At 28.5% G+C, this 17,200-nt stretch carries 17 protein-coding genes and 1 pseudogene; 5 read left to right on the forward strand and 13 right to left on the reverse strand.

The genetic code is table 11. The annotated features are described in order from the left end of the window. Positions 1-557: UTRA domain-containing protein (locus GPX08_RS06470; RefSeq protein ID WP_156626029.1), on the forward strand; the 557-nt coding region annotated here is incomplete at its 5' end. Between the two features lie 396 nt (positions 558-953). Here the strand turns inward: GPX08_RS06470 and GPX08_RS06475 are convergent. Then, positions 954-2,264 carry a sodium-dependent transporter gene (locus GPX08_RS06475; RefSeq protein WP_156626030.1) on the reverse strand — a complete coding sequence of 437 codons (1,311 nt, stop codon included), beginning with the start codon at positions 2,262-2,264 and terminating at the stop codon, positions 954-956. Positions 2,265-2,739: 475 nt separating this feature from the next. Between GPX08_RS06475 and GPX08_RS06480 the strand changes: the two genes are divergently transcribed. Then, entirely contained in the window at positions 2,740-4,350 is a 1,611-nt protein-coding gene (locus GPX08_RS06480; RefSeq protein WP_156626031.1) for an ATP-binding cassette domain-containing protein, read from the forward strand. A gap of 212 nt (positions 4,351-4,562) precedes the next feature. On the opposite strand, the gene GPX08_RS06485 is transcribed toward GPX08_RS06480, so the two are convergent. From GPX08_RS06485 to GPX08_RS06520, 8 genes and pseudogenes are all read right to left on the reverse strand, one after another. Next, the gene (locus GPX08_RS06485; RefSeq protein WP_156626032.1) at positions 4,563-5,021 is read right to left on the reverse strand and encodes a GNAT family N-acetyltransferase; all 459 of its coding nucleotides are present in this window, start codon (positions 5,019-5,021) and stop codon (positions 4,563-4,565) included. Between the two features lie 116 nt (positions 5,022-5,137). Next, complete coding sequence (locus GPX08_RS06490; RefSeq protein ID WP_156626033.1) at positions 5,138-5,383, reverse strand: hypothetical protein; 246 nt, start codon at positions 5,381-5,383, stop codon at positions 5,138-5,140. A gap of 60 nt (positions 5,384-5,443) precedes the next feature. Then, a complete protein-coding gene (locus tag GPX08_RS06495) occupies positions 5,444-6,016 on the reverse strand; it encodes a methyltransferase domain-containing protein (protein ID WP_156626034.1) in 573 nt (190 codons plus the stop codon). A 50-nt stretch (positions 6,017-6,066) separates the two neighbouring features. Next, positions 6,067-6,522: an NUDIX domain-containing protein gene (locus tag GPX08_RS06500; protein WP_156626035.1), complete on the reverse strand. Its 456-nt coding sequence runs from the start codon at positions 6,520-6,522 to the stop codon at positions 6,067-6,069. A 22-nt stretch (positions 6,523-6,544) separates the two neighbouring features. Continuing rightward, positions 6,545-7,002, reverse strand: a pseudogene (locus tag GPX08_RS06505) (GNAT family N-acetyltransferase). 81 nt (positions 7,003-7,083) lie between these two features. After that, entirely contained in the window at positions 7,084-7,371 is a 288-nt protein-coding gene (locus GPX08_RS06510) for a hypothetical protein (RefSeq protein ID WP_156626036.1), read from the reverse strand. 133 nt (positions 7,372-7,504) lie between these two features. Then, positions 7,505-8,758 (reverse strand): MATE family efflux transporter, encoded by a 1,254-nt coding sequence (locus GPX08_RS06515; RefSeq protein WP_156626061.1) that lies wholly within the window; start codon positions 8,756-8,758, stop codon positions 7,505-7,507. Between the two features lie 268 nt (positions 8,759-9,026). Then, positions 9,027-9,836, reverse strand: a complete 810-nt coding sequence (locus tag GPX08_RS06520; RefSeq protein WP_156626037.1) for a Cof-type HAD-IIB family hydrolase — start codon at positions 9,834-9,836, stop codon at positions 9,027-9,029. A gap of 195 nt (positions 9,837-10,031) precedes the next feature. Here GPX08_RS06520 and GPX08_RS06525 point away from each other — a divergent pair, with 195 nt between their 5' ends. Beyond that, entirely contained in the window at positions 10,032-10,853 is an 822-nt protein-coding gene (locus tag GPX08_RS06525; RefSeq protein ID WP_156626038.1) for a pentapeptide repeat-containing protein, read from the forward strand. Positions 10,854-10,890: 37 nt separating this feature from the next. Here the strand turns inward: GPX08_RS06525 and GPX08_RS06530 are convergent, their stop codons facing one another. The 4 genes from GPX08_RS06530 to GPX08_RS06545 all read right to left on the reverse strand — a co-directional run bounded on the left by GPX08_RS06530 (position 10,891) and on the right by GPX08_RS06545 (position 14,955). Next, entirely contained in the window at positions 10,891-11,625 is a 735-nt protein-coding gene (locus tag GPX08_RS06530; RefSeq protein ID WP_156626039.1) for an OmpA family protein, read from the reverse strand. A gap of 1 nt (position 11,626) precedes the next feature. Then, on the reverse strand, positions 11,627-12,409 hold the full coding sequence (locus tag GPX08_RS06535; RefSeq protein ID WP_156626040.1) for a flagellar motor protein: 783 nt from the start codon (positions 12,407-12,409) through the stop codon (positions 11,627-11,629). Between the two features lie 344 nt (positions 12,410-12,753). Next, positions 12,754-14,478 (reverse strand): 2Fe-2S iron-sulfur cluster binding domain-containing protein, encoded by a 1,725-nt coding sequence (locus tag GPX08_RS06540; RefSeq protein ID WP_156626041.1) that lies wholly within the window; start codon positions 14,476-14,478, stop codon positions 12,754-12,756. Between the two features lie 150 nt (positions 14,479-14,628). Further along, complete coding sequence (locus GPX08_RS06545) at positions 14,629-14,955, reverse strand: DUF1622 domain-containing protein (protein ID WP_156626042.1); 327 nt, start codon at positions 14,953-14,955, stop codon at positions 14,629-14,631. A gap of 348 nt (positions 14,956-15,303) precedes the next feature. On the opposite strand from GPX08_RS06545, the gene GPX08_RS06550 reads away from it, so the two are divergent. Continuing rightward, positions 15,304-16,197 (forward strand): phosphatidylserine decarboxylase, encoded by an 894-nt coding sequence (locus tag GPX08_RS06550; protein ID WP_156626043.1) that lies wholly within the window; start codon positions 15,304-15,306, stop codon positions 16,195-16,197. Positions 16,198-16,232: 35 nt separating this feature from the next. Beyond that, the gene (locus GPX08_RS06555; RefSeq protein ID WP_156626044.1) at positions 16,233-17,036 is read left to right on the forward strand and encodes an SIS domain-containing protein; all 804 of its coding nucleotides are present in this window, start codon (positions 16,233-16,235) and stop codon (positions 17,034-17,036) included. Positions 17,037-17,200: the final 164 nt, after the last annotated feature.

The raw sequence follows: 17,200 nt of genomic DNA on the forward strand, positions 1-17,200 counted from the left end.
TACTTTATTCCGTTCCAGGATCAGGAACTTATGTATGCTCAGAACACAAAAATTTTATGGTTGGAATTTTTGATGACAAAACTTTTTCTAGTATATCTACAAGATTAAATGCATCAGGAATTAACAGCTATAGCAAAGTAATAAATAAATCAACATTTAACGGATACAGTAGCATCTCTTCTAAGCTTAACATACCAAAAGATAAAGAAATATTTTCACTTACAAGACAACGATTAAATCAAAATAAAGAGATTATAGCACTTGAATATTTCTATACGCCAAAGAATCTATTCCCTGACATTGATGAATATGACTTTTCTAGAGTATCTCTTTATGATTACATGCAAAAAAAGAACTTAAAGCCATCTTTTTTTGATAGAAAATTAACTATTATACCCGCATCAGATTCACTTGCTGAAATGCTAAATGTTAAAAAAAATCATTTTGTATACTGCTTTGAGTTTATTGGCTTTTCAAAAGAAAATCAAATTGTAGAATATACAAAAAGTTACATAGATACAAGCAAAATTAAATTTGAATACACTTTAACAAAATAATTAATATGTAATGAATAACAATTCTAACATAGAAATGTAAGAATATATGCGAGCCTGTAAATATTTTGTGTATCCATTTAATATTGTACCTATCAAGTAGACAGTAATAAAAAAAGTCCAATTAAGCAGCATGAGTAAGATATTCTATTAAAGTCTTAAACTAAAATAAAATCCATCTAAGAATATTTATGTATTCTTAGATGGATTTGAGCTTAACTTAATGACATTGGCACACAAGTAGACCAAATAAAGAACTACTAAAAGTTAATTACTTTTTAAAACTCCTTAGGGAGTTTTTTCATTAATTTTTCATTCTTCATTATTAACTTTTCATTGTGTGACAAAACCTTATTTTTTTTGTTTAATTCTAGATTAATACCTAAATCTTAATTCCATTTATATCCCACCATAAATTACACCTAAAATTATTACTAAAATAGTTATTGATGTAAATCCATACTTAGCAAATACAAGAAACTTATTGCCCACTTTTCTTTTAGCCCCCATATTTATTTCATTTAGAATTTCTTCTTTATCTCTCATAAAGTAAAATACAATAAGTACTATTAATGCTGCCAATGGAGAAACTACTATTGTAATAAAATCAGAGAATTTATTAAATAAATCCATGTTTAAGTTTAATGGTATAGATAGAACAAATAATATTGCTGCTATTAATATAGTTGCCTTCTTTCTACTTAATTTACTTTGGGACATTAAGGCTTCTACTGGCCCCTCTAACATATTAATAGATGAGCTTATGGCAGCAAAAATTACGCTTAAGAAAAATAATGTTGATATTAATCCACCTACTGGCATTGATTTAAATATAGTTGGCAATGTTATAAATAATAATGGTGGCCCTGACATTGGGTCTAGTCCAAAAGCAAATACTGCTGGCATTATTACAAATGATGCTAGTAATGCTGACATAGTATCTAAAACTGCTGTGGTTAATGCTGACCTAGGAATATCTATATCTCTCTTAAGGTAGCTTCCATAAACAACCATTCCACATCCATTTAAGGAAACAGTAAAAAATGCTTGTCCAAGTGCCATTACCCAGGTATTTACCTTAAATAAGTATTCCCATTTAGGTGTTAAAAGGTATTTAACTCCTTCCATAGATCCTGGTAAACTTAAAGACCTAATAGCTAGCAATATAAAAATTATAAAAAGCATAGGCATTATTATCTTATTAGCTTTTTCTATCCCTTTATTTATTCCTACAATAACAATAATAAGTGCAATAAATATAGCAATAACATTCCATATTATAGTTTCCTTACTTCCTGCAAAGTTATCAAAATATGAACTTATCTCTATACTACTTAATTCTCCAGTTGCACTTAATGTAAAATACTTAATGATCCATCCTACCACTACGTTATAAAACATAAATACTCCAGCTAATCCTATTGCTGGTATAGCTCCTACTAATAATCCACCTTTTAACTTCTTTCTTGCAAAGGCATTTTTTATTCCTGTTAATGAGCCTGCCTCAGCTGACCTTCCAAAAGTAAATTCTGTGATAAGACCTACAGAACCTAAAACTAAAACAAATATGAAGTATGGAATTAAAAATACCGCTCCTCCATTCTGCCCTAGTCTATATGGAAACATCCATATATTTCCTAGCCCTACTGCTGCTCCTATACAGGATATTATAAATCCTGCCCTACTTGTGAAGTGTTCTCTCTTCTTCATAACCTACTCTCCTTCTTATGTAAATATAATAAAAACCACATAGTATTTACTATGTGGTTAATTATCTAAATAAAAATACCACATAGACTTATCTATGTGGTCAATTAACTAAATTACTGCGAGCATAACTAATAATTACAACCATCATAGATACAAACCTTAATTTCACTACCGGCCTGCATCTATAATTAATTATAAATACAAGACCTACCTATAATAGCCATAATAATAATTTTTATTAACTTTTTCACTTTTAAAGTTAATCGCTCTCGTCATTTCTGTTCTCCTAAAATTATATTTAAAATGAATATTAACACCATATTCTTCAAGTGTCAACTTAAAAAAACCCCAAAATTTAATAATTTACTTAGTTTCCATTAAATTTCCTAAATATTATTACACCTTTCAATGAAATTATACTTACTTTGTGTTATAATAACGAAATGAATAATTTTAGAAATGAGGTAGGTTTTTAGTGATAACTGTATCAAACGTAAGTTTAAGATTTGGTGGACGTAAGTTATTTGAAGACGTAAATATAAAATTCACACCTGGTAATTGTTATGGAGTTATAGGTGCTAATGGAGCTGGAAAAAGTACCTTCTTAAAAATATTATCTGGTGAAATAGAGCCAAATACAGGTGATGTTAGTGTTGCTCCAAATACTAGAATGTCTGTTTTAAAACAAGATCATTTTGCTTATGATGAATATGAAGTTTTACAAACAGTAATAATGGGTAATAAAAGATTATATGAAATAATGGAAGAAAAGGATGCTTTATATGCAAAGCCAGACTTTTCTGATGAAGATGGTATAAGAGCTTCTGAATTAGAAGGCGAATTTGCTGATATGAATGGTTGGGAAGCTGAATCAGATGCTTCTTCATTACTTCAAGGTTTAGGTATAGGAACTGACATGCACTATAAGAAGATGTCAGAATTAGTCGGTGGAGATAAGGTTAAGGTTCTTTTAGCTCAAGCTTTATTTGGAAACCCTGGAATACTAATCCTAGATGAGCCTACTAACCACTTAGATATACAATCAATTAACTGGTTAGAAGATTTCCTTTTAAGATTTGAAGGAACTGTAATAGTTGTATCCCATGATAGACACTTCTTAAATACAGTATGTACTGTAATGGCTGACGTAGACTTTGGAAAGATCAAATTATACGTTGGTAACTATGATTTCTGGTATGAATCAAGCCAATTAGCATTACAAATGTCTAAGGATCAAAACAAGAAGAAAGAAGAAAAAATCAAGGAATTACAAGACTTTATCGCAAGATTTAGCGCTAATGCTTCTAAATCTAAGCAAGCAACATCTCGTAAGAAGTTATTAGATAAAATTACTTTAGATGATATACAACCATCAAGCAGAAAGTATCCTTTTGTAGGATTTAAGCCTGAAAGAGAAGTTGGTAATGAAATATTAACTGTTGAAGGATTAACTAAAACTATTGATGGAGTTAAAGTTTTAGATAATGTTAGCTTCAGAATTAACAAAGATGATAAGATTGCTTTCGTTGGAGATAATGAAATTGCTATAACAACTCTATTTAAAATAATAAATGGAGAAATGGAAGCAGATGCTGGAGAATTCAAATGGGGAATAACTATAACTAAAGCTTACTTCCCTAAAGATAATAATGAATTCTTTGATGATTGTGATTTAAGCTTAGTTGACTGGTTAAGACAATATGCTGGCAATACTGTTGAAGAACAATCTGAATCTTATTTAAGAGGTTTCCTTGGAAGAATGTTATTCTCTGGAGAAGAAGCTTTAAAGAAAGCTAGCGTATTATCAGGGGGAGAAAAAGTTAGATGTATGTTATCTAGAATGATGCTTACAAATGCTAATGTATTAGTTTTAGATCAACCTACTAACCACTTAGACCTTGAATCAATCACTGCTGTAAATAACGGATTAAGAGATTATAAGAGCGTTGTTTTATTTGCTTCTCATGACCATCAATTTATTCAAACTATAGCTAATAGAATAATTGATATAAAAGCAGATGGATCAATTGTAGATAGAACTATGAGCTACGATGAATACCTAGAGTTCTCAGGTAAAACTAAATAGCCTAGTACAATTAGCAATTAATAATTAACAATTTAGGAGGTAATTCTTTCAGAATTGCTAATAATATGTTGATTAATGATTCTTTTATAGGATATTAAATAAAAACAGTAGGTAGTTTTGTGTAACATCAAAACTACCTACTGTTGTTTATATGAGCAAAAAATATTTTAATTAGACTCTCTATATACTTCAAAATCTATTTAATCACTTATTTATAGTTGAATAACCATTCTAATTTCTCTATACCTTACTCCTGAGGCTTCATATTCAAATGCTTCTCTTTTGTCAAAGCCACTTTTTTCATACAAATTAATTGCAATCATATTATCAACTTCAGCACTTGTATAAAGTTCTATATGTCCATACTTATCTACGAAGAAATCTAAAAATTTCTGTACTGCTATCTTTCCGATTCCTTGATTCTGATACTTTTTATCTATCATAAACCTGCTCATTGACCATCCGTTAATATCATCATCGAAGTCATATAAAATAAATCCCACCATGATATCATCCTTATATATACCAAGTGGATATAAATTAGGCTCATAGGCTGCTTGTACTAAAGAATACATATTTGAAGCAACAAACCTCTTTTGATCCTCACTTATTTTTAATTCTATACATTCATTATAATTACTTCTATCAATCTCTCTAAATTCTATATTCATCCCTAATCCCCTCAAATATTGTGTACTAACTTAATTATAGTTTTTAACTATAAATTTTATTATATAAAAGAGAGGTACTCTAAACAAAATAGTGCCTCTCTTACTATTATATATTCCTATAAAGCATCTAAAGTTATAGGTTCACTTATATCTGGAACAGGTATAAATTCTACTCCTATATTTTTACTTTCAGGATTTATTCTAATTTCATTTTCTTCATTAGTAATGCTATTTCCATCATAATTAATAATAAAATTACTCTTGTTATCCTTATTATTTAACTTTAATAAAATATTTGTTGATATTAAAGCACAAAAAATAGTGCTTCCAACAATAAGGTATTTAATTTTCCTTGATTTCATTAAATACACCACCTTTATGAACTATATGAAAATTACATATTATTCATTACGCTATAATATTTATTTACTAAAAACTAATCCAAAATGATATGGTAGAATTTCTATTTCATCTATTAAAGAAAATCCTACTTCCTTAGCCCATCCAATAATTTCAGAAGGCTTCGGCCTTATCTCCATTGATGGTCCCCTTGGTGTATCATCATACTTCCAATGAATAACACCTATCATTCCACCTTCTGATAATATATTATAAGCATCTTTAAGTAAATCTATTGGCTTTTCACAATGAAGAATATTAAATAATGTTATATAATCGATACTTGATTTGTGCTTTTGTATCCTTTTAATTGTATCCTCTTTTGATATATCTCCATTTATTAAATGTATATTAGATACTCTACTTTCTAATACCTTTTCATTGCATATTCCTATCATTTTTTCATCAATATCAATTCCTATTACTTTATCACTTACAAGGTCACTAGCTGGAAATAGGAATGTTCCATAACCACATCCTATATCAATTAAACTTCTTATATTCTTATCAACCTTCATATTTATTAATACTTCTCTTGGATTAAAAAAAGATTCCCACATTTCCTCTTCTGGCATTCCTGATTCTCTATACTTCACTCTTTATCTATTATCTCCCTTTTTAAAATTTATTATATTTCCTATATTAACTATAGGTACTTAAGTATTCCATTATCTTTACTATTCCAAATTCCAAAACCTTCTGAATATTTACCTTCTAAAAATATTGGCAGTCTTTCTTTAAATCCATCTGCTAGATTTAGATCTAATAAAGAACTCTTATCTACCCAATAAACTTCTCCTTCATCAGTTTTTTCTAATAATTCTCCTTCAAAGGCTTCAGTTTTGAAATTAAATATGAAATATTTATCTCCAGTCTCATTATTATACCAATATACTACTCCACAAGATTCTAAATTAGATATAGTTAATCCTGTTTCTTCTTTTATCTCTCTAATTGTTGATTCTACTATACTTTCTCCATCTTCAATATGTCCTCCTGGAAATGTGATTCCCTTCCAAGATTTTATTCTATCTTGAACCAAGACCTTATTATTCTTTTTATCATATACCATACACATATTTGTTAATTCTACTTTAGCCATTGACCTTATCACTTTCCATATATTAAATTTTCTCTAAAACTATTGTTCTTTTATAAAATCCATGCCTTTTATAAAATTCTAATACATTTTCATTTCCCTCTACTACACCTAAAATCTTGGACTTTACTTTATTATCATCAAGCCACTCTATAGCTCTCTGCATTAACTTATCTCCTAATCCATACTTACGATACTCTTCTTCAATAAATAAAGAATCAATTTCTCCAACTAAGTCTACATCTACAGTACTAACACAATATCCTACATATAAGTCTTTCTCTATATCTCTTATTAAATCAACTTTAACTTTTGAAGTTTTATCACTTAAAAATTTACCTTTTCTTTTTTCAAAAGTATTATTTTTATATTTATCGGAGAAATAATTTGAGTAATCTCATGATACTTATTTAATTTTTCCCATAACGGCTGTACTAAATCAATTAACTCCTTAGCTCCAGTTACAAATTCAAGATTATCCATATTACCTCCATAATCAATTACCTGTAGATTATTATAAATCTACAGGTAATTTTCTTATACTAATATTATCTATAATTACTATTAATTTAATTTTCTATTAAAACTCGTTAAAAGTGGAACTACTATTAAGACTGTTACTAAATAAACCATAATAACTACTAGCGTAGCTGATTTTAAATAAGTCCTTAAAAAGCCTTGTAATATCAATGGCAATATAAGCAGTACATATGTTAATAGTCTCCACCCATTTCCCATAATATATTTGGTGTTGCAATTATCACACTGAACTATCCCTAATCCCCATGTAGCTTTAAAAGAATCAGCATAAGTAAACTTATTTGAGCAATCTTCACAACTTTTAATCGCCATATTAACCCTCCTTATATATTCTTTTTTTATTATATAAAACCCTTAAATATTAATTTCATTTATATATTGGTCAAATTCCTATTATCTTTATTTTATATTATATTGTAAATTTTAACACCTACTATTTACTATCTTAATTCTTCAATAAAATAGTTTTTCTAAAGCCAAATATAATAATTAGAATAGTAATAGCTTCTGCTAAAGGAATAGTAATCCAAACACCAGTCATTCCTATAAATCTAGGTAGAATTAATATTAAAGGTACTATTGCTAAAAATCCTCTTAATATTGAAATAGTAAAGGATTCTTTAGCTTTGCTTATAGATGCCAGTAATGATGTAGTAACTATATTAATTCCCATTATAATAAAACCTACAAAATAAATTTTCATTCCTTCAACTGCCATTGATGAAAGTAAAGCATCTCCTTCATTGTTGAATAAGCTGACTATTTCCTGGGAAAATACAAATGATATTGCATAACAACTTAATCCAAGTACTACAGCTGTTATTAATCCATACCTATATATAACTTTTATATCATGAGTATTACCTTCACCAAAGCTCTTACTTATAATTGGCTGAATTCCTTGTGCTACACCTGTAAATATTGAAACTACTATTAATGCTATATTAGTGATAATCCCATATGCTGCTACCCCTGTATTATTAGATATATTTAATATAGTGAAATTAAATAATAGTATAATTATTCCTGATGAAAACTCAGTAACAAATGATGGTAATCCTAGAGATACAATATTTTTAATATATCCTAATTTAATTTTACACTTAATAAGCTTAAATTTATTCTTCTTTCTTATAAAGTGAAGTGATAGAATACATATACTTAATATAGGTGTTGCTCCTGTTGCAAGTGCTGCACCGAACATGCCCATTCCAAGAGGATAAACAAAAATATAGTCTAATACTACATTACTTAAACTCCCTACAATCATTGCAATCATAGCTAGATTAGGCTCATCATCATTCCTAACAAATGATGTTAATATATTGTTTAATATAAAAACACAAGAAAAAGATAATAATGTTTTTAAATACTTCCCTGCTAATGGTATTACTTCATTATCTGCACCTAATATCCTCGCAATATCATAAGGAAACAATACTCCGACTACAGTAATTATTGCACCTACTACTATTCCTATTACTACAGAATGGGTAAAAACTTTATTAGCCCCACTTTCATTGTTCCTACCTCTTTGGATAGAGTACTTTATTCCGCCTCCTACTCCAATCATCAATCCAATACCGCTTATTAAACTCCATAATGGTAAAACTATGTTAAGAGCTGTAAGGCCTATACTCCCTACTCCATTAGCTATAAAAAATGTATCTGCAAGTATATAAAAAGAAAGCCCTATCATACTAAAAACATTTAAAGATACATATTTTATAAAATCATTTAAAATATTATTCTTAGCTTCTACTCTCAATGAAATATCCTCCTATAATATCTAAAAAATTCACTAAATAAAGAATAAAAAAGCACTAGATAACTTATACCCAAGGCCTAACGGTATAAATTTCTAATGCTTGTTATACAAATAATATATCCGGCGATATAATTATTCAAAACTCTTCATTTTATAAAATCTTATAATAATATATTGATACTGTCAATATTTTTTATTATTAATTCATAATCTTTTTAATGCATTCCTCAACACTAGAAACGTGATTATTTGCTATTTCTTTTACACCATCTTCGGCATAATGAAAAGTAAAGCTGTTCTCTGTTAAATTAAACATAGAAATATCATTAAATGAGTCTCCAATTGCATATAACTTGTCCTCATTAACGTTATTTAATTCAAGTATCTTTTTAAGACCATTTCCTTTAGTGCAATCCTTAGGTGCTATATCTACAAAAAATTGATTTCTAAAAGCCTCTAAACTATCCCCAAACTTATCTAATAAAATATTCTTTGCTTTTTCTGCAACATGCTTATCTGCATTTTTAGAAAATAAGCTTATTATTGAGTATTCTCTTTCACTAACATTATTAAATAACTCCTCTTTAGAAACTCTATATTTAAAATGATTATATAAATCTCTCATTTCTTGAGATACACTCTCTAGATCAGGTATGTTAGAATCTACAAGATAGTGCTCTCCCTCTGATTCAAAATGTACACATACATCTTCATTATCTATAAATTCTTTAAATATATCTTCAGCTATATCATTCCTTACAGATTTGCTATGTATTATATTTTTATCTTTGTCTAATACTATAGCTCCATTACATGCTACTATATAATCATATTCTATTTCGGGATAATCACTAAATAAATCATATATTGAAGCTAAACTTCTTCCTGTTGAGATAATGAATTTATTTCCCGCTTTCTTAAACTCTATAATACCCTTTATATTTTCTTCACTTATACCATGCTCTTCATTTAATAATGTTCCATCTAAATCACTAGCTAAATATTTCATTAAATTCCACTCTCCAAATAATTATTCCTTAAAGATTATAACATAATTATGATAATAAAATTTTTAATATATAAAATTGACTTATTTAAGTAAGTATATATGTAATTATTATCCATACTAATATATAATTAAAATATAGTAATTATTTTAAAGGATGAATATATGAAAATTAATAAAACTACGGAGTAAATAAATATGAACAATAGAAATGATTATATTAAAAATTTAAAAATAGATTGTGAAAAGTGTTTTGGTCTCTGTTGTGTATCACTATACTTCTCAAAATCTGATGGCTTTCCTCAAAATAAAGATGCTGGTAAACCATGTATAAATCTACAGAAGAATAATAAATGTTCTGTTCATAAAGACCTTTATACTAAAGGCCTAAAGGGATGTATCGGTTATGACTGTTTTGGTGCTGGTCAAAAGATTTCACAAATTACATGTAAGGGTGAAGATTGGAGAAGTGATTCTAAACATGCAGAAAAAATGTTTGAATCATTTTATGTAATGAGGCAACTTCATGAAATGTTATGGTATCTTAATGAGGCTTTTCATTTACAAACGGATAAAAACATAAAAGAAGAAATTAAGCTATTATTAGATTCCACTAATACCTTAACATTATTAGATATGAATTCACTTTTAAAAATTAATATTGATGAGCATAGAGATAAAGTTAATGTTTTTCTTAGAAAAACTAGTGATATGATTCGTAGAAATTCATCAAAGTCAAATAATAGCCCTAAATCAAAATCCTATTTCGGTAAAGACCTTAGAAAACTTGATCTAAAAGGTGCTGATCTTAGAGGTGCATTCCTTATAGCTGCAAACCTTAAAGGTATGAATCTAACTGGAGCTGACTTTATTGGTGCTGATTTACGTGATGCTGATTTCAGTGGAGCCGATCTTAGCAGAAGTATATTTCTTACTCAAGCACAAATTAATTCAGCTAAAGGTGATAGGAACACTAAGCTACCAATTAACATAACTAAACCAAGCCATTGGCTAAGATAAAATAAAAAGGGCTGTCTGGAAAGGCAGTCCTTTTGCTTTAATTATTATTTTCTATATTGTCATACTTATTATTTAATATAAGTATATCTACTCTTCTATTTTTAGATCTTCCCTGATTAGTACTATTATCTGCAATAGGTCTATATTCTCCATAACCAACTGCAGACAATCTATCTGGGGATATTCCTCCATTATTAATTAAATATTCAACTACATTAGATGCTCTAGTAGAAGACAACTGCCAATTTGAACTAAAGTATTCATTTCTTATTGGAACATTATCTGTATGTCCCTCTACTCTAATATAATTATCAATTTTATTTAATAGTGTAGATAGCGAAACTAATTTTAATTTCATATCTTCCATTATCTCTGCCTTTGCACTCTCAAAGAATATACTGTCATTGAAACTTATTACTAATCCTCTTTCTTCTATACTTGTAGATACACTACCTTCTAATCCCATTTTTTTAATCATCTCATCAACTTGTCCCTCTATTCCTTGAAGCTTTTCTTCTTCACTTTGAACTAAAGGTTTCAATTCTCCTTCATCACTAGAACCTTCATTAGTACCTCCTGCCCCAGAATCAATTATTCCTGTACCTCCAGTAAAGGCAGAGTTCATAGAACTCGCTAATTTCTCATATTTCTTTTGATTTATATTCGATGCTGAATATAAAACTACAAAGAATACCATAAGTAATGTTATAAGATCAGAATATGTAAGAAGCCATCTTTCACTATTTTCTGGTTTTTCTTTTCTCTTCTTCATTTTAAACTTCCTCACCCAAGTATAGTGTTTCTATTTCACTTTCAGTTAAATATCCTTCCAGCTTGCCCATTATAGCTGTAGGGCTGACACCCTCTTGAATAAGTAATAATGCTTCTATACACATTTCTTTTTCAATTATTTCTTCATCATTTAAAGCTTTTAATTTATTTGCTATAGGTAACCAGATTAAATTAGCAGTTGCTATACCATAAAGCGTTGCTATAAATGCTACTGCTATTTTAGGTCCAAGTTCATCAGGATCATCTAAGCTTCCTAATACCTGAACTAGTCCCATAACTGTACCTATAATACCCATAGTAGGTGCGTAACCACCTGCTGCTTCAAATATATCAATACCTTGATGATGTCTTTCTGATATTTGTTCAAGTCTTGTCTCTAATGAGCTCTTTATTATATCAGGATTAACTCCATCTACAATCATTTGTAGCCCCTTTCTAATAAAAGGATCTATACTAGTATCATTTATATTTGATTCTATGCTAAGTAATCCATCTTTTCTCGTCTTTGTTGCCATTTCCTTAAAAAACTTGATATTTTCTATAGTATTACTTTCTCTTTTCTTAAAGGCTACTAATAACACCTTTGGGAATCTCTTCAGAACCTTTCCTGAAGTAGAAATACCTACTGCTCCAACGGTACCACCAAGTACTATAATTGCTGCAGTATGTTGTAATAATGCTCCTAAAGCTCCTCCCTCTAATGTAAAGCCTAATATTATACAAATAAAAGAAAAAATAAGACTAATAATAATTGTAACATCCATAGTACACCATCCACTTTTTATTCAAAGAATATAATAATTCATATTATATGGATAATTATATTTACTATCAATTTTACTATTTATATTAAATTCATCCTTTTTTTCTCAATTTCGACTGTTTACAGTAACTATAATAATGTACCTTACAATACTTTAAAAATAGTGTTTTTATAGTCCAAGAAATCAAAGAAATGCTCTAATAATTTAGGTAACAGCTTGTTTTTCTATATTTGAAGAGCAATCTATAGATTAATATTATGTATAAAGTTTATAAAAAAAGTGTGAAATATAATATTATACTTCACACCTTATTTTTTATATAAATATATTAAGTTTTACATTTATTATTTTTTATAACTCATATGAAGTAGTTCATGAGCTTTACCATGTCCTGGTTCACCCATGTAAGTATCATACATCTTATTTAAAGCAACATTTTCATGAGATTTTCTCTTCTTTAAATTCTTATCTTGCTTATATAATACTGATGCTCTAACGCTTCTAATATCCATAGTTAATCTATCTGAAGCATTAACATGAGGTTGGCCACCACCATTTACACATCCTCCAGGACAAGCCATTACTTCAATAAAGTGATATTTCTTCTCTTCAATCTTTCCACTATTTATAAAATCAAATAAGCTAGATGAACCGTTAATTACAGCTACATTATAGTTTTCTCCGCCTATTTCTACTGTAGCTTCTTTAATTCCAGCTAATCCTCTTACCTCTTCATATTCTATGTTTTCTAAGTCTTTTCCTTCCACGAAATCCTTAGCTGTTCTTAAAGCTGCTTCCATAACTCCACCAGTAGCTCCAAATATGGCACCTGCTCCAGTATATTCTCCCATGGCTGGATCAGCTTCACTATCTTCAAGCTTCGCAAAATCAATTTTTGCATCCTTAATCATCTTAGCTAATTCTCTAGTAGTTATTACTGCATCTATATTTCTTAATCCATTGTTCTCCATTTCGGGTCTATCTGCTTCATACTTCTTAGCAGTACAAGGCATTATAGTCACAGTAAATACATTCTTTGGATCTATATCTGAAATTGTTGGATAATAAGTCTTACTAGCTGTTCCAAATATTTGTTGAGGAGACTTAGCTGTAGATAAGTTTCCTAAAAGATTTGGATAATAGTTTTCTACTTGTCTTACCCACGCTGGACAACAAGATGTAAACATTGGGAATGAACCACCAGTCTTAATTCTTTCGATTAATTCAGTAGCTTCTTCCATTATAGTCATATCTGCTCCAAAGTTTATATCAAATATCTTATCAAATCCTAATTGTCTTAAAGCAGTATATATCTTTCCAGTTACATCTACCCCATATCCCATTTTAAATAGCTCACCCATAGCAGTTCTTACTGATGGTGCCATAGCTACTATAACATGCTTTTCTTCATTTTCTAATGCATCCTTAACTCTATCCATATGAGATTTTTCAGATAAAGCATCAACAGGGCATGCAGCTACACATTGACCACATAGTAAGCAATTAGTATCATCAAAACATTTTAGATTTTCTGGTCCAATTATATTTTCACCATCAACTTCAATAAATTTTATAGATTCTGTGCCTGTTTTAGTTCTGCAAGCTGCAACACATCTTCCACAAGTAACACATTTTGTTCTATCTATTACAATAGATTTACTTCTATCATCAACATACTCTGATTTATCTGCAACAACAAAAGGTTTAGTAGCCTTAGCCCTAGTTTTAATAACTAGTTTTAGGAACTCACAATTTTCTCTTCTCTTACATGGTCCACACTTAAACTCATGCTTATCTAATAAGTTTGCTACTCTAGCTTTAACAGCCTCTTGAACTCTTTCAGTATTGGTGTTAATAACCATTCCTTCTTCAGGAGTTACACAACAAGCCTTAACTAAGTCATCTTGACCTTCTATTTCAACAAGGCAAACTCCACACTGCCCTACACTTCCACAGTCCTCTAAAAAGCATAATGCTGGAATATCTATTCCATTGCTTTTTGCAGCTTTTAATAAGTTATCCTCATTATTTACTAAAACTTCTTTCCCATTTATAGTTACTTTAATCATTTTTGCCTCCTATATTACTTTGTAAAGAATGTAGTATTGTTATATAATTAACAATACTATTGTACTACAACTCTTCAATAATTACTATCTTTTAGTTAAAATTATAATAAAAAAAGCATTATTACCTAATGCTTCTTATCATTTACTTTTCTAATGATCTCCATGTGTGTCAGCTTTCATTTCCCAATGTATAACAAAGGATAATACTGCTCTTAAAATAATTATCGCTGCTAATATATACATTTCATCTAATGATCTTACTATTACTGTCTTTAATATTTCTGCTCCTAATTTAAACTCTAATGCTAGGGTTAGAGATTGAGCAAACTCTATTTTTATTTTATAGTCATTTTTAGTAATCATGCTTAAAATAAATTTATAAAATGCCTTTATAGCACCTATAATAATTATTATTATACCCATAGATTCTAAAATATGTATCGCTAATGGCGTTATCATCTCTACAAAGTATTCCATGAAGATCCACCCCCGTAAATCTTTTTAATCTAACATCCCTATTATCTTGTATAATTTATAATAAGTAAAGTAAAATTAATAAATATGGGGATTTTTATTTCTTTTTTATGATAATATAATATATAAGTTGTAATAACTATTTTGTATTAAATTAAATTTGATATTAATAATGTTTAAGCAATGTTAGTATTTAAGCAACTTATATAAAAACATTAAAAAGTATGTATGCTTTCAATTCTAATATTTTACTTAATTAATTCTATTAAATTTTGATTCTATAAATAATAATAGTTTAGATTATTAATTGAAGCATATTATACTATAAAAAATAAGAATATGAGGTTTCAAATGATACGCATATATAATAGAAAAACTAAAAACTACGAAACAGAAAAAGTTGCAGGAGAGAATTATATAAAATGGTCTTATGAATCTCCTATTGGAAAAAGTCTTACTGAACTTTTAGTAAAGAAAAAGATGTTTTCAAAACTTTATGGTACTTTTTGTGATTCAGCTTTCAGTAAAAAGAAAATCAAAAAATTTATAGATGAATTTAATATAGATATGGATATAAGCATAAATTCAATTGACACTTTTTCTAGTTTTAATGATTTCTTTATTAGAACTCTAAAAAAAGATGCTAGACCTATTCCTAGTGATGCGAACTTACTTATGTCTCCAGGAGATGGTAGATTATTTGCTTACGAAAATATTTCAATAAATAAATTAATTCAAGTTAAAGGAATTAGTTACAGTTTAGAAGAACTACTTGCTAATAAAGAAGTTGCTAAAGAATATGATGGTGGAACATGTTTAGTTTTAAGATTATGTCCAACTGATTATCACAGATTTCATTTTGTTGACAATGGAATACCTTTAGAAAATCACTTTATTAGGGGGAATTACTACTCTGTAAATCCAGTGGCTCTTGAAAGAATTCCTAAATTATATTGCCAAAATAAAAGAGAATGGTGCACATTTAAGTCAGAAAACTTTGGTGATATTCTTCATATTGAAGTTGGAGCAACTTGTGTTGGTACTATTATTCAAAGCTATAAAGCAAATGAAAAAGTATTAAGAGGAGATGAAAAAGGTTATTTCAAATTCGGCGGTTCTACAACTATTCTTTTATTTAAGAAAGATTCTATAGAGATTGATAAAGATATAATTGAACAATCTAACCTTGGATTTGAGTCTATGGTTTTATTAGGTGAAGTAATCGGTAAGAAAAAGATTCTATAATAATTTATATTTATAATAATAAGGAGTGGGTATTTATGGGGGATTTAATTTACAGATTATTATTATTTTTAAATAGTAGCAAATCAAATGACATCAATTATAGCATAGCTATTACAATGCTTAGAAATGTACGTATTATTCCTAATATGTCCATTAATAAATTAGCTGATCTATGCTATACTTCTCCTGCTGCTATAACTAGATTTTGTCACAAGCTTGGCTATTCTAGCTTTATAGAGTTTAAGGAAAATATAAAGATTAATATAAATAGTTATAATAAGGGACTTATGAAGCCTAGAGCAATTAATTATGATGTGGATAGGAATGATTTGTTAAATAATATGTCTAATGAAATTATTGACGAAGTAGAATCATTTAAAAATTCTATAGATCTAAAATTAGTTGACAGTATTATTGAGCTTATATATAGTACCAAAAATGTTTATATTTTTGGTACTCAGTATTCTCAGCTCATGGCACAAAATCTTCAAAATCACTTAGCTAGTTTGTCTAAGCTGCTTTATCATGCAACTGATGTCCAAGAGCAAGAAAAACTTGCAGCTGAAATGGATGAGTCATCACTTGCAATATTAATATCTCCAACTGGTAGATTTACTATTTACCATGAAAGACTTTGGAAGAAAATCGAAGCTAGTCCTGCTACTTTAGTAGTTATTACCGAGCAAGAAAATCCAAAATACACTAAGAGAAGTAATTACATAATTTACTTACCAAAACGTGAATCAAAAAGTGAATATATTAAAACTCATACATATGATTTGAACTTTTTAATTGAATATATTTATTTAAGATATGGTATTTTATATAAGAATATATAACTTTATAAATAAATAAAAATATGGCGTAATATTACCTTTAATTAGTTACATATATTTAAAGAGGTTAATATTCCGCCATATTATTTAATAATTATTTTTTCCTATAATATTCTTCTTTAGTTTACTATTATTATCTTTATTAGTAAGATAACTTCTTTTGTAGT

The sequence above is a fragment of the Clostridium tertium genome (assembly GCF_902652255.1).
Taxonomy (GTDB): Bacteria; Bacillota; Clostridia; order Clostridiales; family Clostridiaceae; genus Clostridium; species Clostridium tertium_A.